Genomic DNA, 13560 nt, shown 5'->3' with positions numbered 1-13560 from the left:
CTTCGACCTGACCCAGAACCCCACGAACAGACCCCTGCGGTGCGCGACCCTGTCGCCACCGTGCGGGAAAGGAGTATCCGATCATGACCCCCAGCCTGACCGCCGCCGACCTGAAAGCCACCTTCGACGCCTTCAACCGCCACGACATCGACGGCGTGATGACCCATTTCGCCGAGGACTGCGTCTTCTACACCGTGGCGGGCGATGCCGAACACGGCAACCGGATCGGCGGCCGCGAGGCCATCGCCCGGGCCTTCGCGGCCGTCTGGACTGCCATGCCCGATGTCCAGTGGGCCGATCACAGCCATTTCCTGTCCCAGGACGGCACCCGCGGCGTCAGCCAGTGGACCTTCCGCGCCACCAACCCCGACGGCACCCGGACCGAGGTCCAGGGCGCCGACCTGTTCCGCTTTCGCGACGGGCAGATCATCGAAAAGCAGGCCATGCGCAAGCAGCGCCCGAACATCCCGGCCAAGTGACCATCATGCAATCCACCCGAAAACTCCGCCCGGCGCCGTTCGACCCCCTGTACGATCCCATGACGGCGCGCGCGATCGGTCCGGGCAGCGATTATGCCCCGACCTACTGGATCGGCACCGCAGGCCCCGCGCCCGAAGACGACGGTCCCGTGACGCGCGACATGGATGTCGATGTCGCGGTCATCGGCTCGGGCTACACGGGTCTGTCCACGGCCATCCACCTGGCCAAGGACCACGGCATCAAGGCCACGGTGCTGGAAGCCAACGGCGTGGCCTATGGCTGTTCCACCCGCAACGGCGGCCAGGCCCAGGTCAGCGCCGGACGGCTGAAGCGCAGCCAATGGATCGAACGCTGGGGCCTGGACGTGGCGCGCGGAATGCACGGCGAGATGGTCGAGGCGTTCGACCTGTTCCGCGGCCTGCTGCGCGATCACGACATCCGGTGCGAACCGCAGGACGGCGGGCATTACTACATTGCCCACAAGGCCAGCGTCTTGCCGGCGCTGGAATCCGAGGCCAGGCTGCTGCGCGACAGCTTCGGCTATGACGCCCGGATGCTGTCGCGGGACGAACTGTTCCGGACCGCCGTGCGCGATCACGAAGCGCAGGGCGCGATGTGGGAAGCCGACGGCGTCAGCATCCACGCGGCCAAGCTGGCCTTCGGCTATCTGCGCGTGGCGCGCGACCTGGGCGCGACGGTTCATCCCGACAGCCCCGTCCAGGGGTGGGAGCTGATCAACGGCGTCCACCACCTGCGCACGCCGGGCGGCACCGTCCGCGCCCGCCGGGTCGCCGTGGCCACCGCCGCCTATGCGACCCGCGGCCTGCACGGGCGGCTGCGCGACCGGCTGATGCCGATCATGTCGAACAGCATCGTCACGCGCGTCCTGACGCCATCGGAACTGGACGCCGTGGGGATCAGGACAATGGCGCCGCTGACCGATACGCGCACGCTGCGGCATTACTACCGGCTGCTGCCCGACAACCGGCTGCAGATCGGGTCGCGCGCGGCGATCACCGGGCGCGACGCGGCCAACCCCGCGCATCTGAACGGGTTGCGCGAAGGCATGGCCCGCAAGTTCCCCGCCCTGCGCGGGATCGAGCTGGACTACAGCTGGTGGGGTTGGGTCGATGTCAGCCACGACATGATGCCGCGCATCACCGGCCTGCCCGATACGCCGGGGCTGTTCTATGCCCTGGGCTATGGCGGCAACGGCGTCATGTATTCGGCCATGGCGGGCCGCCGGCTGGCGCAACTGGTGGCGGGCAAACCCGTCCCGGACCTGCCGATCTTCAACACCGAACTGCCCCACGAGGGCTGGAGGACGCCGTTCCGGCGGCTTGGCCAGTGGGGCCTTTATCACCTGTATCACTATCGCGACGAGCGGAAGTAAGGAGCCATCGCCATGAAAATGACCACCGAGGAAGCCTTTGTCAAAGTCCTGCAGATGCATGGGATCGAACATGCGTTCGGGATCATCGGGTCGGCGATGATGCCGGTCAGCGACCTGTTCCCCAAGGCGGGCATCACCTTCTGGGACTGCGCGCACGAAACGAACGCGGGGCTGATGGCCGACGGCTTCACGCGCTCCACCGGCAAGATGTCGATGGCGATCGCGCAGAACGGGCCGGGCGTGACCGGCTTCGTGACGCCGGTCAAGACCGCCTACTGGAACCACACGCCCTTGCTGCTGGTGACGCCGCAGGCGGCCAACAAGACCATCGGCCAGGGCGGTTTCCAGGAAATGGAGCAGATGCGCCTGTTCGCCGATTGCGTCTGCTATCAGGAGGAAGTGCGCGATCCGTCCCGCATCCCCGAGGTTCTGAACCGCGTCATCATGCAGGCCTGGCGCAACAGCGCGCCCGCGCAGATGAACATCCCGCGCGACATGTGGACCCAGGTGATCGACGTGGATCTGCCGCAGGTGGTGGCCTTCGAGCGCCCGGCGGGCGGCGAGGAAGCGGTGGCCGAGGCAGCCAGGCTTTTGTCCGAAGCGCAGTTCCCGGTGATCCTGTCGGGGGCGGGCGTAGTCCTGTCCGGCGCGATCCCGGACCTGATCCGGCTGGCCGAGCGTCTGGATGCGCCGGTCGCCTCGAACTATCAGCACAACGACAGCTTTCCCGGCTCGCACCCGCTGGCCGTGGGACCGTTGGGCTATAACGGGTCCAAGGCCGCGATGGAACTGATCGCCCAGGCCGACGTGGTGCTGGCGCTTGGCACGCGGCTCAATCCCTTCTCGACCCTGCCGGGCTATGGCATCGACTATTGGCCGAAGGACGCCCGGATCATCCAGGTGGACATCAACGCCGACCGGATCGGGCTGACCAAGAAGGTCACGGTGGGCATCCAGGGCGATGCGGGCAAGGTCGCGCGCGCCATCCTGGCGCAACTGGGGGCGGCTGCGGGCGACGCGGGGCGGCAGGCGCGCCGCGATCTGGTCGCGCAGACCAAGTCGCGTTGGGCGCAGGAACTGTCCTCGCTGGATCACGAGCAGGACGATCCCGGCACCGTCTGGAACGAGGAAGCGCGTCGGCGCGACAGCGACCTGATGTCGCCCCGCCAGGCCTGGCGCGCGATCATGCAGGCGGTTCCGCAAGAGGCCATCGTTTCTTCGGACATCGGCAACAACTGCGCCATCGGCAACGCCTACCCGACCTTCGAGGCCGGGCGGAAGTATCTGGCGCCGGGGCTGTTCGGGCCTTGCGGCTATGGCTTTCCGGCGATCCTGGGCGCCAAGATCGGCAACCCGGCCACCCCGGTGATCGGCTTCGCGGGCGACGGCGCCTTCGGCATCTCGATGAACGAGATGGTGTCGGTGGGCCGCGAGGACTGGCCGGCGATCACCATGGTGATCTTTCGCAACTATCAATGGGGTGCGGAAAAGCGCAACACGACGCTGTGGTATGACAACAACTTCGTGGGCACCGAACTGGATCGCGACACGACCTATGCGGGAATCGCCAAGGCCTGCGGCCTGGAAGGCGTGCAGGTCCGCACCCAGGAGGAACTGACCGCCGCCCTGCACGACGCGGTGGAACGCCAGATGAAGGAAAGGAAGACCACCTTCATCGAAGTGCTTCTGAACCAGGAACTGGGCGAACCCTTCCGCCGCGACGCGATGAAGAAGCCGGTCATGGTGGCCGGGATCGACAAGGCGGACATGCGCCCGCAGCAAAGCGCGGCCTGACCCGATCCCCCTATCCGACCCTGATCACCGGCGCGGCTGCTTCGCGCCGGGCGATCCCCTGCATTCTGGAAAAGCCATGATGAGCATGACCCTGACACCCGCCCGCCAGACGATCTCGGATGCCTTTCCCGGCTTTGCCGTGTCGGTCCTGGTGGCGGCGACGGCGCAGTTCCTGTCCGAACACTACGGCGCCCCGGCCATGCTGCTGGCGCTGCTTCTGGGCCTGGCGCTGAACTTCCTGGCCGAGGACGGGACCCGGACCGCGCCGGGCATCGCGCTGACGGCGCGCACGGTGCTGAGGCTGGGGGTGGCGCTGCTGGGCGCGCGCATCAGCGTGGACATGCTGGCGGTCCTGGGCGGACGGGCGATCGGGCTGGTTGTCGCGGGCGTGGTGCTGACCATCCTGTTCGGACTGATCGCCGCGCGCTTCGTGGGCCGCGACTGGCGCTTCGCGCTGCTGACCGGCGGTTCGGTGGCGATCTGCGGCGCGTCTGCCGCCATGGCCATCGCCGCGGTGCTGCCGCGCCACCCGCGGTCGGAACGCGACCTGGCCTTCACGGTGTTGTCGGTCACGGTGCTGTCCACGGTGGCGATGGTGCTTTACCCGATGCTGTCGGGCCTGTTCGGCTTTACCCCGCGCGACAGCGGCGTGTTCCTGGGCGGCACGATCCACGACGTGGCCCAGGTCGTCGGTGCGGGCTTTTCCATCGGACCCGAAACGGGCGAAACGGCAACCCTGGTCAAGCTGATCCGCGTGTCCATGCTGGCGCCGGTGGTCTTGTGCTTCTCGCTGGTGATCCGCGCGCGCGGGCTTGCGGACCAGGACGGCGGCAAGCGCCCGCCGCTGCTGCCGGGCTTCGTGCTGGGCTTTCTGGTCCTGGCCGCGATGAACAGCCTGGGGCTGATTCCAGCGGCGGTTTCGGATCTGGCCGGGCAGCTTTCCCGCTGGGCGCTGCTGATCGCCATCGCCGCCGTGGGCATCAAGACATCGCTGGCCCGGATGCTGGACGTGGGCGGTGTCGCGATCGGCCTGATCGTGGCCGAAACCGTCTTCCTGGGCGTGTTTGTCGTCGCCGGTCTCCACTTCCTCAGCTGAAAGGCCGCTTGCCGTGAAACCGCTGGAACGCATCCTGGCTGCCGCCCGCGCCAATCCGCGCCACATCATCCTGCCCGAAGGCCGCGATCCCCGCATCGCCGAGGCCGCCCGGCGCCTGACCGGCGAAGGCCTGGCCCGCATCAGCCTGATGGACGGTCCCCCCATCGGCGGCGTGACCATGATCCATCCGGCCGAGGCACCGGATCTGGACCGCCTTGCCCATCACTGGCACCGGATGCGGATGGACAGGGGGATGACCGCCGAACGCGCGGTGATCGAGATGCGCGATCCGATCCGCCAGGCCGCGATGCGGGTCCGGCTGGGCCAGGCCGACGGCACCGTCGCGGGCGCGGTCGCCACCACCGCCGACACCGTGCGCGCCGCCCTCCAGATCATCGGCCGGGCGCCGGACGCGCCCCTGGTGTCGAGCTTCTTCCTGATGCTGGCCTGCGACGCCGGTGCGCCCGTCAAGGGCGGCATGATCTTCGCCGATTGCGGCCTGGTGGTCGATCCCGACGCGGCGGGCCTGGCCGCCATCGCCCGCGCCTCGGCCGACAGTTGCCGCAGGCTTCTGGGCGAAACCCCGCGCGTGGCGATGCTGTCATTCTCCACGGCAGGATCCGCCGATCACCCCAGCCTGACCAAGATCCACGAGGCCCTGTCGCTGATCCGCGCCGCCGAACCGACGCTGGAAGTCGATGGAGAGATCCAGTTCGATGCCGCCCTCGACGATGCCATTCGTGCGAAGAAGGCCCCGGACAGCACCCTGACCGGGCGGCCGAACGTGTTCGTCTTTCCCGACCTTGCATCGGGAAACATCGGCTACAAGATCGCCCAAAGGCTGGGCGGCCTGGCGGCCATCGGACCCGTCCTGCAAGGCCTGGCGAAACCCGCCAACGACCTGTCGCGCGGATGCAGCGTCGATGACATCGTCAACGCCACGGCAGTGACCGCCGTCATGGCGGGCGGATAAGCAGCCCCCGAAAGACCCCGGATTCTGCGCAAGCCCCCCGCCTACTCCGATAGGAGTATATACTTGCAAGACCCCTCTGCGGAAACCTTGGCCAAACACACAGGAGGGTTCCATGTCGGAGACAGTCAAGCTGGACCGGTCGCTTGGTCTTTGGTCCGTCGTTCTTTTCGGATTGGCCTACATGACGCCGATGATCGTGTTCGGCACCTTCGGCGCCCTGGCGTCGGTCAGCCAGGGCACGACCGCCATGGCCTATCTGGTCGCCGCGCTGGCCATCTTCCTGACGGCGGTCAGCTATGGCGTGATGTCGCGGGTCTATCCGGTGGCGGGATCGGCCTATACCTATGTGCGCCAGTCCATCAACCCCCATGCGGGCTTCCTGGTCGGCTGGGCGGTGCTGCTGGACTATTTCTTCCTGCCGATGGTCATCTGGCTGATCGGGGCGGCCTATCTGACATCGGCCTTTCCGGGCGTTCCGCCTGCGGTCTGGATCGTGGGGTTCATCGTCACGACAACCGTTGTCAACGTCGTGGGCATCGCCTTTGCCAACCGGGTCAACCTTGTGCTGATGGTCGTCCAGCTGGGCGTGCTGGTGGCCTTCGTGGCGCTTGCGGCGCGCTACGTGGTCGCGCTGAACGGGCCGGGCGGGTTGCTGTCGGTGCGTCCGTTCTTCGAGACCGGCGTGCCGTTTTCCGCGTCCGTCGCCGGGGCGGCGATCGCGGCCTATTCGTTCCTGGGCTTCGACGCGGTGTCCACCCTGACCGAGGAAACGCGCGATCCCACGCGCACCATGCCGCGCGCGATCATGATCATCGCGGTGATCGGCGGGCTGCTGTTCACCGGATCGGCCTATGTGACGCAGCTTGCCCATCCGGGCGGGACGTTCCGGGCGGCCGACGCCGCCGCGACCGAGATCGCGCTGATGATCGGGGGCGACCTGTTCGTGACGGTCTTTCTGGCGACGCTTGTGGTGGCGCAGTTCACCTCGGGGCTGGCGGCGCAGGCCAGCGTGGGGCGGCTGCTGTTCGCCATGGGCCGCGACGGCGTGCTGCCGAAAGGTTTTTTCGGCAAGCTGTCCCCACGGTGGCGCACGCCCGTCCTGAACCTGGTCCTGGTGGGCGTCGTGGGGCTGCTTGCGCTCAACCTCGACATCACCACATCGACATCCTTCATCAATTTCGGGGCGTTCCTGGCCTTCACCGCGGTCAACCTGTCGGTCATCGCGCTTTACAGGAAGGACCATCCCGCCGTGCGCCGCCTGGGGGTGGTCGTGGGGCTGGTCGTTCCCGCAGCCGGGGCGCTGTGCGACCTGTATCTTTTGTGGGCGCTGGACCCCAGGGCGAAGACGTTCGGGATCCTCTGGCTGGGGATCGGAATCGCGTATCTGGTCTATCTCACGGGGTTCTTCCGCAAGGCCCCGCCCGAGGTCGAGTTCCGGGAACAGGTCTGAACCGGGACGGTCAGCCCAGGAACAGGTGAAACAGTTCGGCCTGGCTGGAGATCCGCAGCTTGGCATAGATCTGGCGGCGGTGGACCTTGACCGTGTTCGGCGACAGGTCCAGGACCGCCGCGATCGACAAGCTGGAATGGCCCTTCAGGATCAGGGACACGATCTCGTTTTCCCGGCGGGTCAGGGCGGGGTTGCTGAGGGACGCGGCGGCAACCGTCCGCGCCGCCCCGGGCTTGCGATGATCGGCCCAGTGCCGTTCCGCCAGGAACCGGATCAGGGGCGCGGCGTCTTCCAGCGTTCGGACATCGCGGGCCGAAAACGGGCGCTCGGCGCCCATGCGCGACAGCGAAAGGATGGCATCGACATGGCGAAGCTTCAGGATGAACCCGATTTCATCGACGATCCCCGTCGCGCCGTAATGCTGGCGGAAATATTCGGTTTCCGCGAACCGGTCGGGCGCGATCCGGCGCATCACCAGAAGCGTGTCGGCGGAAAAGCGGTGCAGGGCGTCGAAGAACGGATCGAGGACATAGGATCCCGCCAGATAGCGGTCCACGATCATCGCACGGGTGCCCACGACGCGTTCGCTGCACAGGTCCGAGGCCACGCCGTCATGCGAATACGCAAATCCGTTCATCATCTGAAAGGAAACGAGCTGGCGCAGCGCGGTTTCGAGACACAAGGGAAATTCCGGCTTGCCGATGGCATGGGCCGCTTGCGCGATGTCGCGGTGCCACAGCCGGAAACGCCGCGCCCGCCCTTCGGCAGCGCCAGCCTCGGGTTTGCCGCCGATCCCGTCGCCGATCCCGTCCACGCGTCCTCCGCAGCCTTGCCTTGCAAGATGACCCTAGCACATCGTCCGATGAAAGGGATCACGCCGTGACCCATGCCTTTCCCGCCCATCCACTTGACCTGCCTGCCGAAGAAATCGGCAACGGCATCAGGGAAGGCCGTTTCCGGGCCGAAACGGTCATCGCCGAATCCCTGCGCCGCGCCCGCATCGTCAACGACCGCCTGAACGCCTTCACCCTGCTGAGGGAGGAGGCGGCGACCCTGGCCGCACGCGACGCCGACCGCCGGGTCGCGGCGGGGGAACCCGGCCTGCCGCCATTGCTGGGCGTCCCCTTCGCGGCCAAGGATCTGACCCCGACGCGGGGCGACGTGACGACGCTTGGCTCATGGACCAGGGGCCACTGGGTGCCCGATGAAACGGCCCTGTGCATCGCACGGCTTGAGGCGGCGGGCGCGATCCTTGTCGCCAAGACGACAACCCCCGAATTCGCCTATTCCAGCTTTACGGCCAGCCCTCGCTGGGGCATCACCCGCAACCCCTGGAACCCCGAACGGACCCCCGGCGGATCCTCGGGCGGATCGGCGGTCGCGGTGGCGACGGGCGTCGTGCCCTTTGCCGAGGGGACCGACATGGGCGGATCTGTCCGCATTCCCGCAGCCCTTTCGGGTGTCGTGGGCTTCAAGCCAAGCCTGGGGCGCATCCCGATGACGATCCTGCCCAGTTGCTTCGACACCCTGTCCCACTTCGGACCCCTGGCGCGCAGCGTCGCGGATGCCGCGACGTTCCTGCGCTTCACGGCCGGGCCGGACAACGCCGACATCCTGTCGCTGCCCATGCCCTTCGTTCCCGAACGGGCGGCCCCGGCAAGCCTTGAAGGCAAGCGTTTCGCCTTCTCGCCCGATCTTGGCTATTACCACGTCGAGCCGCAGGTCCGCGATGTCCTGGACGCCGCCATCGCCTGTCTCAGGGCATCGGGCGCCGTGGTCGAGGAGGCGGATCTGACCTGGACGCGCGCGGTGAACGACGGCTGGCACGACCTGTGGTGCGTCTTCATGTCCGGGTTCTTCGGCGAAGGCATCGACACGCATCGCGGCCGCATGGATCCGAACGTGCTGGACCTGATCGACCGGGGCCTGACGCTGGACGCGACAAGCGTCAAGCGCCTGGAACTGCTTCGCACCGCGATGTGGAAGGACTTCGCGCGGGTGCTGTCCGGCTGCGATGCGGTCCTGATGCCGACATGCGCCGTGACCGCCCCGTCCGCGCTGGCCGACGACAACGATTTTGTCGCCACGCGGCCGGACGGGCGCCTTGCCGGTCTGGACATGACCTGCCCCTTCAACCTGCTGCCGCAATGTCCGGCGCTGTCCTTGCCCGCGGGTCTTGCCGCCGACGGATTGCCCGTCGGGCTTCAGATCGTGGGCCCGCGATACGCGGACGAAGATGTCCTGGCCCTGTCTGCCGGGATCGAGGCGGCGCTGGCGAGCGCCGGACTTGGGGTCGGCCCGGCGCCGGGATTCAACGTCTAGAACGTCGGCGGGGTGCAGGCGCTGACGATGACGCAGGGTTCCGGTCCGACCTGCCGGAACCGGTGGGGCTTGCGGCTGTCGAAGTAATAGGCGTCCCCGGGACCGAGGATGCGGCGTTCCTCGCCCACGGTGATCTCGATGCGGCCGGAAATGACGACGCCGCCTTCCTCTCCTTCGTGCCGATACATCACCCGGCCCGTGTCGGCGCCGGGCTCATAGCGTTCGTGCAGGATGGTCATGGCCCTGCCGAACTGGCTTTGGCCGACGCGGCGGAACGACAGCTTGCCCTTGCCGACCTCGGGCAGATCGGCGGCTTCGTAGAAGATCGTCTGCTCGGGTTCGGGTTCGAAGGCGAAGAATTCCGACAGGCTGACCGGGATGCCGTCCAGGATCCGGCGCAGCGCCCCGACGGACGGGTTCATCTTGTCCGCCTCGACCAGAGAGATGGTCGCGTTGGTCACGCTTGCCCGTTTCGCAAGCGCCCGCTGCGACAAGCCGGCGCGTTCGCGAAGAATCCGAAGCCGTTCGCCGAGGCGCAGATCCGGGTCGCTGTTTTCGGTGTTCACGATGCTTGACACTTTCTTTCCGGATTTAACGAATTCAATGGCTTGGCGACATCAAGAAACAGACTTTTCAAGGAAAAGTAAACAGGGCAGGTGTCGGGTCATCGTCCCGCCACGCCACAGGAGCGTCCCATGCTGAACACCGACCTTGCCGAACTGCGCCAGACGACCATCGCCCGCGGCGTGGGAATGCAGACCCAGATCTATGCCGCCCGCGCCCGCAACGCCGAGGTCTGGGATGTCGAGGGCACGCGCTATATCGACTTTGCCGCCGGCATCGCGGTGGTCAACACCGGCCACTGTCACCCCAGGATCATCGAGGCCGTCAAGGCGCAGGCCGAAGCCTTCACCCATACCTGCCATCAGGTGCTGCCCTATGCGAACTACCTGCGGTTGGCCGAACGCCTGAACGCCGCCGTTCCGGGCGATTTCGACAAGCGCACCCTGTTCGTCACCACCGGGGCCGAGGCCGTGGAAAACGCGGTCAAGATCGCCCGCGCCCATACCCGCCGCAACGCCGTCATCGCCTTTGGCGGCGGCTTTCACGGCCGCACCTTCATGGGCATGGCGCTGACCGGAAAGGTCCAGCCCTACAAGGCGGGCTTCGGCGCGATGATGCCCGACGTGTTCCACGTGCCCTTCCCGGTCGCCCTGCATGGCGCCACGACCGCCGACGCGATGGCGGGCATCGAAAGGCTGTTCAAGGCCGACCTCGATCCCGCCCGCGTCGCCGCCATCATCTTCGAGCCGGTGCAGGGTGAAGGCGGCTTCAACCCGGCGCCGACCGATTTCGTGCGCGCCCTTCGCGCCCTTTGCGACACGCACGGCATCGTCCTGATCGCCGACGAGGTGCAGACCGGCTTTGCCCGCACCGGCACGCTGTTCGCCATGGAACAGCACGGCATCGCGGCCGACATCACGACCATGGCCAAGGGCCTGGCGGGCGGCCTGCCCCTGGCCGCCGTGACGGGCCGCGCCGACATCATGGATGCCGCAGGTCCCGGCGGCCTGGGCGGTACCTATGGCGGCAACCCCCTGGGCATCGCCGCCGCCCATGCCGTGCTGGACGTGATCGAGGACGAAGACCTCTGCGCCCGCGCCAACACGCTGGGATCGCGCCTGCGCCAGCGGCTGGAGGCGATCCGCGCCACGACCCCCGAACTGGCCGAGGTGCGCGGTCCGGGCTTCATGGTCGCGGCGGAATTCACCACCCCCGACGGCAAGGCCCCCGACCCCGACCTGGTGAACCGCATCCGCGCCGAGGCGCTGAAGCGCAGGCTGATCCTGCTGACCTGCGGCACCTACGGCAACGTCATCCGCTTCCTGGCGCCCTTGACCATCCCCGAGGCGCATTTCGCCGAGGCGATGGACATCCTGGAAGACTCCATCGCCGCGGCAAGGGCCGCATGATGCCGGATGTCGTCGATACCCTCGGACTGGCCGATCCGTCGCTGCTGACGGGCAGCGGCTTCGTGGACGGGATGCGCTTCAAGGGCGACCGGCTGTTCAGGGTCGCCAACCCGGCGACCGGGGCCTTGCTGGCCGAGGTCGCGGACATGGGCGTGCCGGAACTGCGCAGCGCGATCGACGCGGCCCATGCGGCGCGAAAGGCCTGGGCGGCGCGCACGGCCAAGGATCGCGCCGCCATCCTGCGCCGCTGGCACGACGGGATCCTGGCCAACCGGGAGGATCTGGCCCGCATCCTGACGGCCGAGATGGGCAAGCCCCTGGCCGAGGCTCGGGGCGAGATCGCCTATGGCGCGGCCTATGTCGAATGGTTCGCCGAGGAAGCCAGGCGCGTCTATGGCGACACGATCCCCGGCCACATGCCCGACAAGCGCATCATCGTGCTGAAGCAGCCGGTGGGCGTGGTAGGCGCGATCACGCCGTGGAACTTCCCCAACGCCATGCTGGCGCGCAAGATCGCCCCGGCGCTTGCCGCGGGCTGCACGGTGGTCGCCCGCCCGTCCGAGTTCACGCCCTTGTCGGCCCTGGCGCTTGGCGTGCTGGCCGAACGCGCGGGGGTTCCGGCGGGCGTGCTGAACATCGTGCCGGGCCTTGATGCCGCCGGCATGGGGGCCGAGCTTTGCGCCAATCCCAAGGTCGCCAAGATCAGCTTCACCGGGTCCACCCGTGTGGGCAGGATCCTGATGCGCCAGGGCGCCGAGACCATCAAGAAACTGTCGCTGGAACTGGGCGGGAACGCCCCGTTCATCGTCTTCGACGACGCCGATCTGGATGCGGCGGTCGATGGCGCCATGGCCGCCAAGTTCCGCAACGCCGGCCAGACCTGCATTTGCGCCAACCGGATCTATGTGCAGGCAGGTCTGCATGACGCCTTTGTCGAAAAGCTTGCGGCCCGCGTGGCGGCACTGACGGTCGGCGAGGGGCAAGCCGAGGGCGTGGCGATCGGACCCCTGATTAACCGGGCGGCCCTGGCCAAGGTCGAGGACCACATCGCCGATGCGCGCATCCATGGCGCGACGATTGCCACCGGCGGTACGCGCCATGCGCTTGGCGGCACCTTCTTCCAGCCGACCGTCCTGTCCGGCATGACGCAGGCCATGAAGATCGCGCGCGAGGAAACCTTTGGTCCCGTCGCGCCGGTCTGGCGTTTCGAGACCGAGGACGAGGTCGTGGCACTGGCCAATGCCAGCGAATTCGGGCTGGCAGGATATTTCTATGCCCGCGACATCAGCCGTGTCTGGCGCGTGGCCGAGGCGCTGGAGGTCGGCATGGTGGGCGTGAACACCGGCCTGATCTCGACCGAGGTGGCACCCTTTGGCGGGATCAAGCAATCGGGCCTTGGCCGGGAAGGCAGCCATTACGGGATCGAGGATTACCTGGACATCAAGTACATGTGCTTGTCCGTGTAACCAGGGCCGTTCTGCGGCGGGCGGACGGGCAGAAGGGGGCAGAGCCGGCACCGAAGTCCGGTGCTGTCGGCGGCTGCCCCTGCCAGCGGACCCAATGGGCGCGCGAATCGGTTCCGATCTTGCGGTATCCACCCCATCCGAACCTTCTTCTGGCCGTCGTTTGCGACATCAAGCACTGCGTCGTCGGCCCGAAGCCAGGCACCCGCCTGGTCAAGGACATGCAGCCGTTCCGGGGGGGCCTGCCTTGGATACCTCTCCGGTTATCCAGAGTGGTTCATTGCCCGGAAGCACGGGCTGGAACCGCTTGATGCTTTCCCGGCCCCCTGAGCCAGCCCCGGTCTGCGAGCTTGGCTTTTGCTGATCCGTGGGGCAACTCCGCGCCCGCCAAACGGAAAACCCCAGGGATCTTGCGATCCCTGGGGTTTTCCATTCGACAATGGTGCCCAGAAGAGGACTCGAACCTCCACGCCTTGCGGCACACGGACCTGAACCGTGCGCGTCTACCAATTCCGCCATCTGGGCCAACTGGTGTGAGGCGGGTTCCTAAAGCCAGTCGCGGGGGGCGTCAATGGGGGTTGCACGGAAATCTTGCGAAAATCTTGTCTGGCAACCA

11 protein-coding genes and 1 tRNA gene are annotated in these 13560 nt (G+C 67.4%); 9 read left to right on the top strand and 3 right to left on the bottom strand.

Translation table 11 applies throughout. The annotated features are described in order from the left end of the window. The first annotated feature begins 83 nt into the window (after positions 1 to 83). The 6 genes from GIY56_RS09660 (at position 84) to GIY56_RS09635 (ending at position 7186) form a co-directional block, all read left to right on the top strand. On the top strand, positions 84 to 479 hold the full coding sequence (locus GIY56_RS09660; RefSeq protein ID WP_154764613.1) for a nuclear transport factor 2 family protein: 396 nt from the start codon (positions 84 to 86) through the stop codon (positions 477 to 479). A 5-nt stretch (positions 480 to 484) separates the two neighbouring features. Beyond that, entirely contained in the window at positions 485 to 1873 is a 1389-nt protein-coding gene (locus tag GIY56_RS09655; RefSeq protein WP_154764612.1) for an NAD(P)/FAD-dependent oxidoreductase, read from the top strand. Between the two features lie 12 nt (positions 1874 to 1885). Beyond that, entirely contained in the window at positions 1886 to 3667 is a 1782-nt protein-coding gene (gene xsc, locus GIY56_RS09650) for a sulfoacetaldehyde acetyltransferase (RefSeq protein ID WP_154764611.1), read from the top strand. Between the two features lie 76 nt (positions 3668 to 3743). After that, positions 3744 to 4763 carry a YeiH family protein gene (locus GIY56_RS09645; protein WP_154764610.1) on the top strand — a complete coding sequence of 340 codons (1020 nt, stop codon included), beginning with the start codon at positions 3744 to 3746 and terminating at the stop codon, positions 4761 to 4763. 13 nt (positions 4764 to 4776) lie between these two features. Continuing rightward, positions 4777 to 5736 carry a phosphate acetyltransferase gene (gene pta, locus GIY56_RS09640; RefSeq protein WP_328288497.1) on the top strand — a complete coding sequence of 320 codons (960 nt, stop codon included), beginning with the start codon at positions 4777 to 4779 and terminating at the stop codon, positions 5734 to 5736. A gap of 112 nt (positions 5737 to 5848) precedes the next feature. Continuing rightward, positions 5849 to 7186, top strand: coding sequence for an APC family permease (locus GIY56_RS09635; protein ID WP_154764608.1), 1338 nt, complete (start codon positions 5849 to 5851; stop codon positions 7184 to 7186). Positions 7187 to 7196: 10 nt separating this feature from the next. On the opposite strand, the gene GIY56_RS18870 is transcribed toward GIY56_RS09635, so the two are convergent. Further along, complete coding sequence (locus GIY56_RS18870) at positions 7197 to 8000, bottom strand: LuxR family transcriptional regulator (RefSeq protein ID WP_154764607.1); 804 nt, start codon at positions 7998 to 8000, stop codon at positions 7197 to 7199. Between the two features lie 65 nt (positions 8001 to 8065). Between GIY56_RS18870 and GIY56_RS09625 the strand changes: the two genes are divergently transcribed. Next, positions 8066 to 9508, top strand: a complete 1443-nt coding sequence (locus GIY56_RS09625) for an amidase (protein WP_328288496.1) — start codon at positions 8066 to 8068, stop codon at positions 9506 to 9508. On the opposite strand, the gene GIY56_RS09620 is transcribed toward GIY56_RS09625, so the two are convergent. Continuing rightward, the gene (locus GIY56_RS09620) at positions 9505 to 10074 is read right to left on the bottom strand and encodes a cupin domain-containing protein (RefSeq protein ID WP_328288495.1); all 570 of its coding nucleotides are present in this window, start codon (positions 10072 to 10074) and stop codon (positions 9505 to 9507) included. The two genes, GIY56_RS09625 and GIY56_RS09620, sit on opposite strands and share 4 nt — an antisense overlap. A 129-nt stretch (positions 10075 to 10203) precedes the next feature. On the opposite strand from GIY56_RS09620, the gene GIY56_RS09615 reads away from it, so the two are divergent. Next, complete coding sequence (locus GIY56_RS09615) at positions 10204 to 11481, top strand: 4-aminobutyrate--2-oxoglutarate transaminase (RefSeq protein WP_154764605.1); 1278 nt, start codon at positions 10204 to 10206, stop codon at positions 11479 to 11481. Further along, positions 11478 to 12947 carry an NAD-dependent succinate-semialdehyde dehydrogenase gene (locus GIY56_RS09610; RefSeq protein WP_154764604.1) on the top strand — a complete coding sequence of 490 codons (1470 nt, stop codon included), beginning with the start codon at positions 11478 to 11480 and terminating at the stop codon, positions 12945 to 12947. Before GIY56_RS09615 ends, GIY56_RS09610 begins: the two co-directional genes overlap by 4 nt. Positions 12948 to 13384: 437 nt before the next feature. Here the strand turns inward: GIY56_RS09610 and GIY56_RS09605 are convergent. Next, a tRNA-Leu gene (locus tag GIY56_RS09605) sits at positions 13385 to 13469 on the bottom strand. Between the last annotated feature and the right edge of the window lie 91 nt (positions 13470 to 13560).

Origin of the sequence: Paracoccus lichenicola, from assembly GCF_009708075.1 — a bacterium.
Classification (GTDB): domain Bacteria; phylum Pseudomonadota; class Alphaproteobacteria; order Rhodobacterales; family Rhodobacteraceae; genus Paracoccus; species Paracoccus lichenicola.
The sequence above is the reverse complement of the archived record's forward strand: the minus strand, read 5'-3'. Positions and strand labels throughout refer to the sequence as shown.

What these genes read in the sequence shown, in the direction of transcription:
- GIY56_RS09660 (WP_154764613.1), top strand. Translation starts at nt 84, where the DNA reads ATGACCCCCAGCCTGACCGCCGCCGACCTGAAAGCCACCTTCGACGCC.
- GIY56_RS09655 (WP_154764612.1), top strand. Translation starts at nt 485, where the DNA reads ATGCAATCCACCCGAAAACTCCGCCCGGCGCCGTTCGACCCCCTGTAC.
- xsc (WP_154764611.1), top strand. Translation starts at nt 1,886, where the DNA reads ATGAAAATGACCACCGAGGAAGCCTTTGTCAAAGTCCTGCAGATGCAT.
- GIY56_RS09645 (WP_154764610.1), top strand. Translation starts at nt 3,744, where the DNA reads ATGATGAGCATGACCCTGACACCCGCCCGCCAGACGATCTCGGATGCC.
- GIY56_RS09635 (WP_154764608.1), top strand. Translation starts at nt 5,849, where the DNA reads ATGTCGGAGACAGTCAAGCTGGACCGGTCGCTTGGTCTTTGGTCCGTC.
- GIY56_RS09615 (WP_154764605.1), top strand. Translation starts at nt 10,204, where the DNA reads ATGCTGAACACCGACCTTGCCGAACTGCGCCAGACGACCATCGCCCGC.
- GIY56_RS09610 (WP_154764604.1), top strand. Translation starts at nt 11,478, where the DNA reads ATGATGCCGGATGTCGTCGATACCCTCGGACTGGCCGATCCGTCGCTG.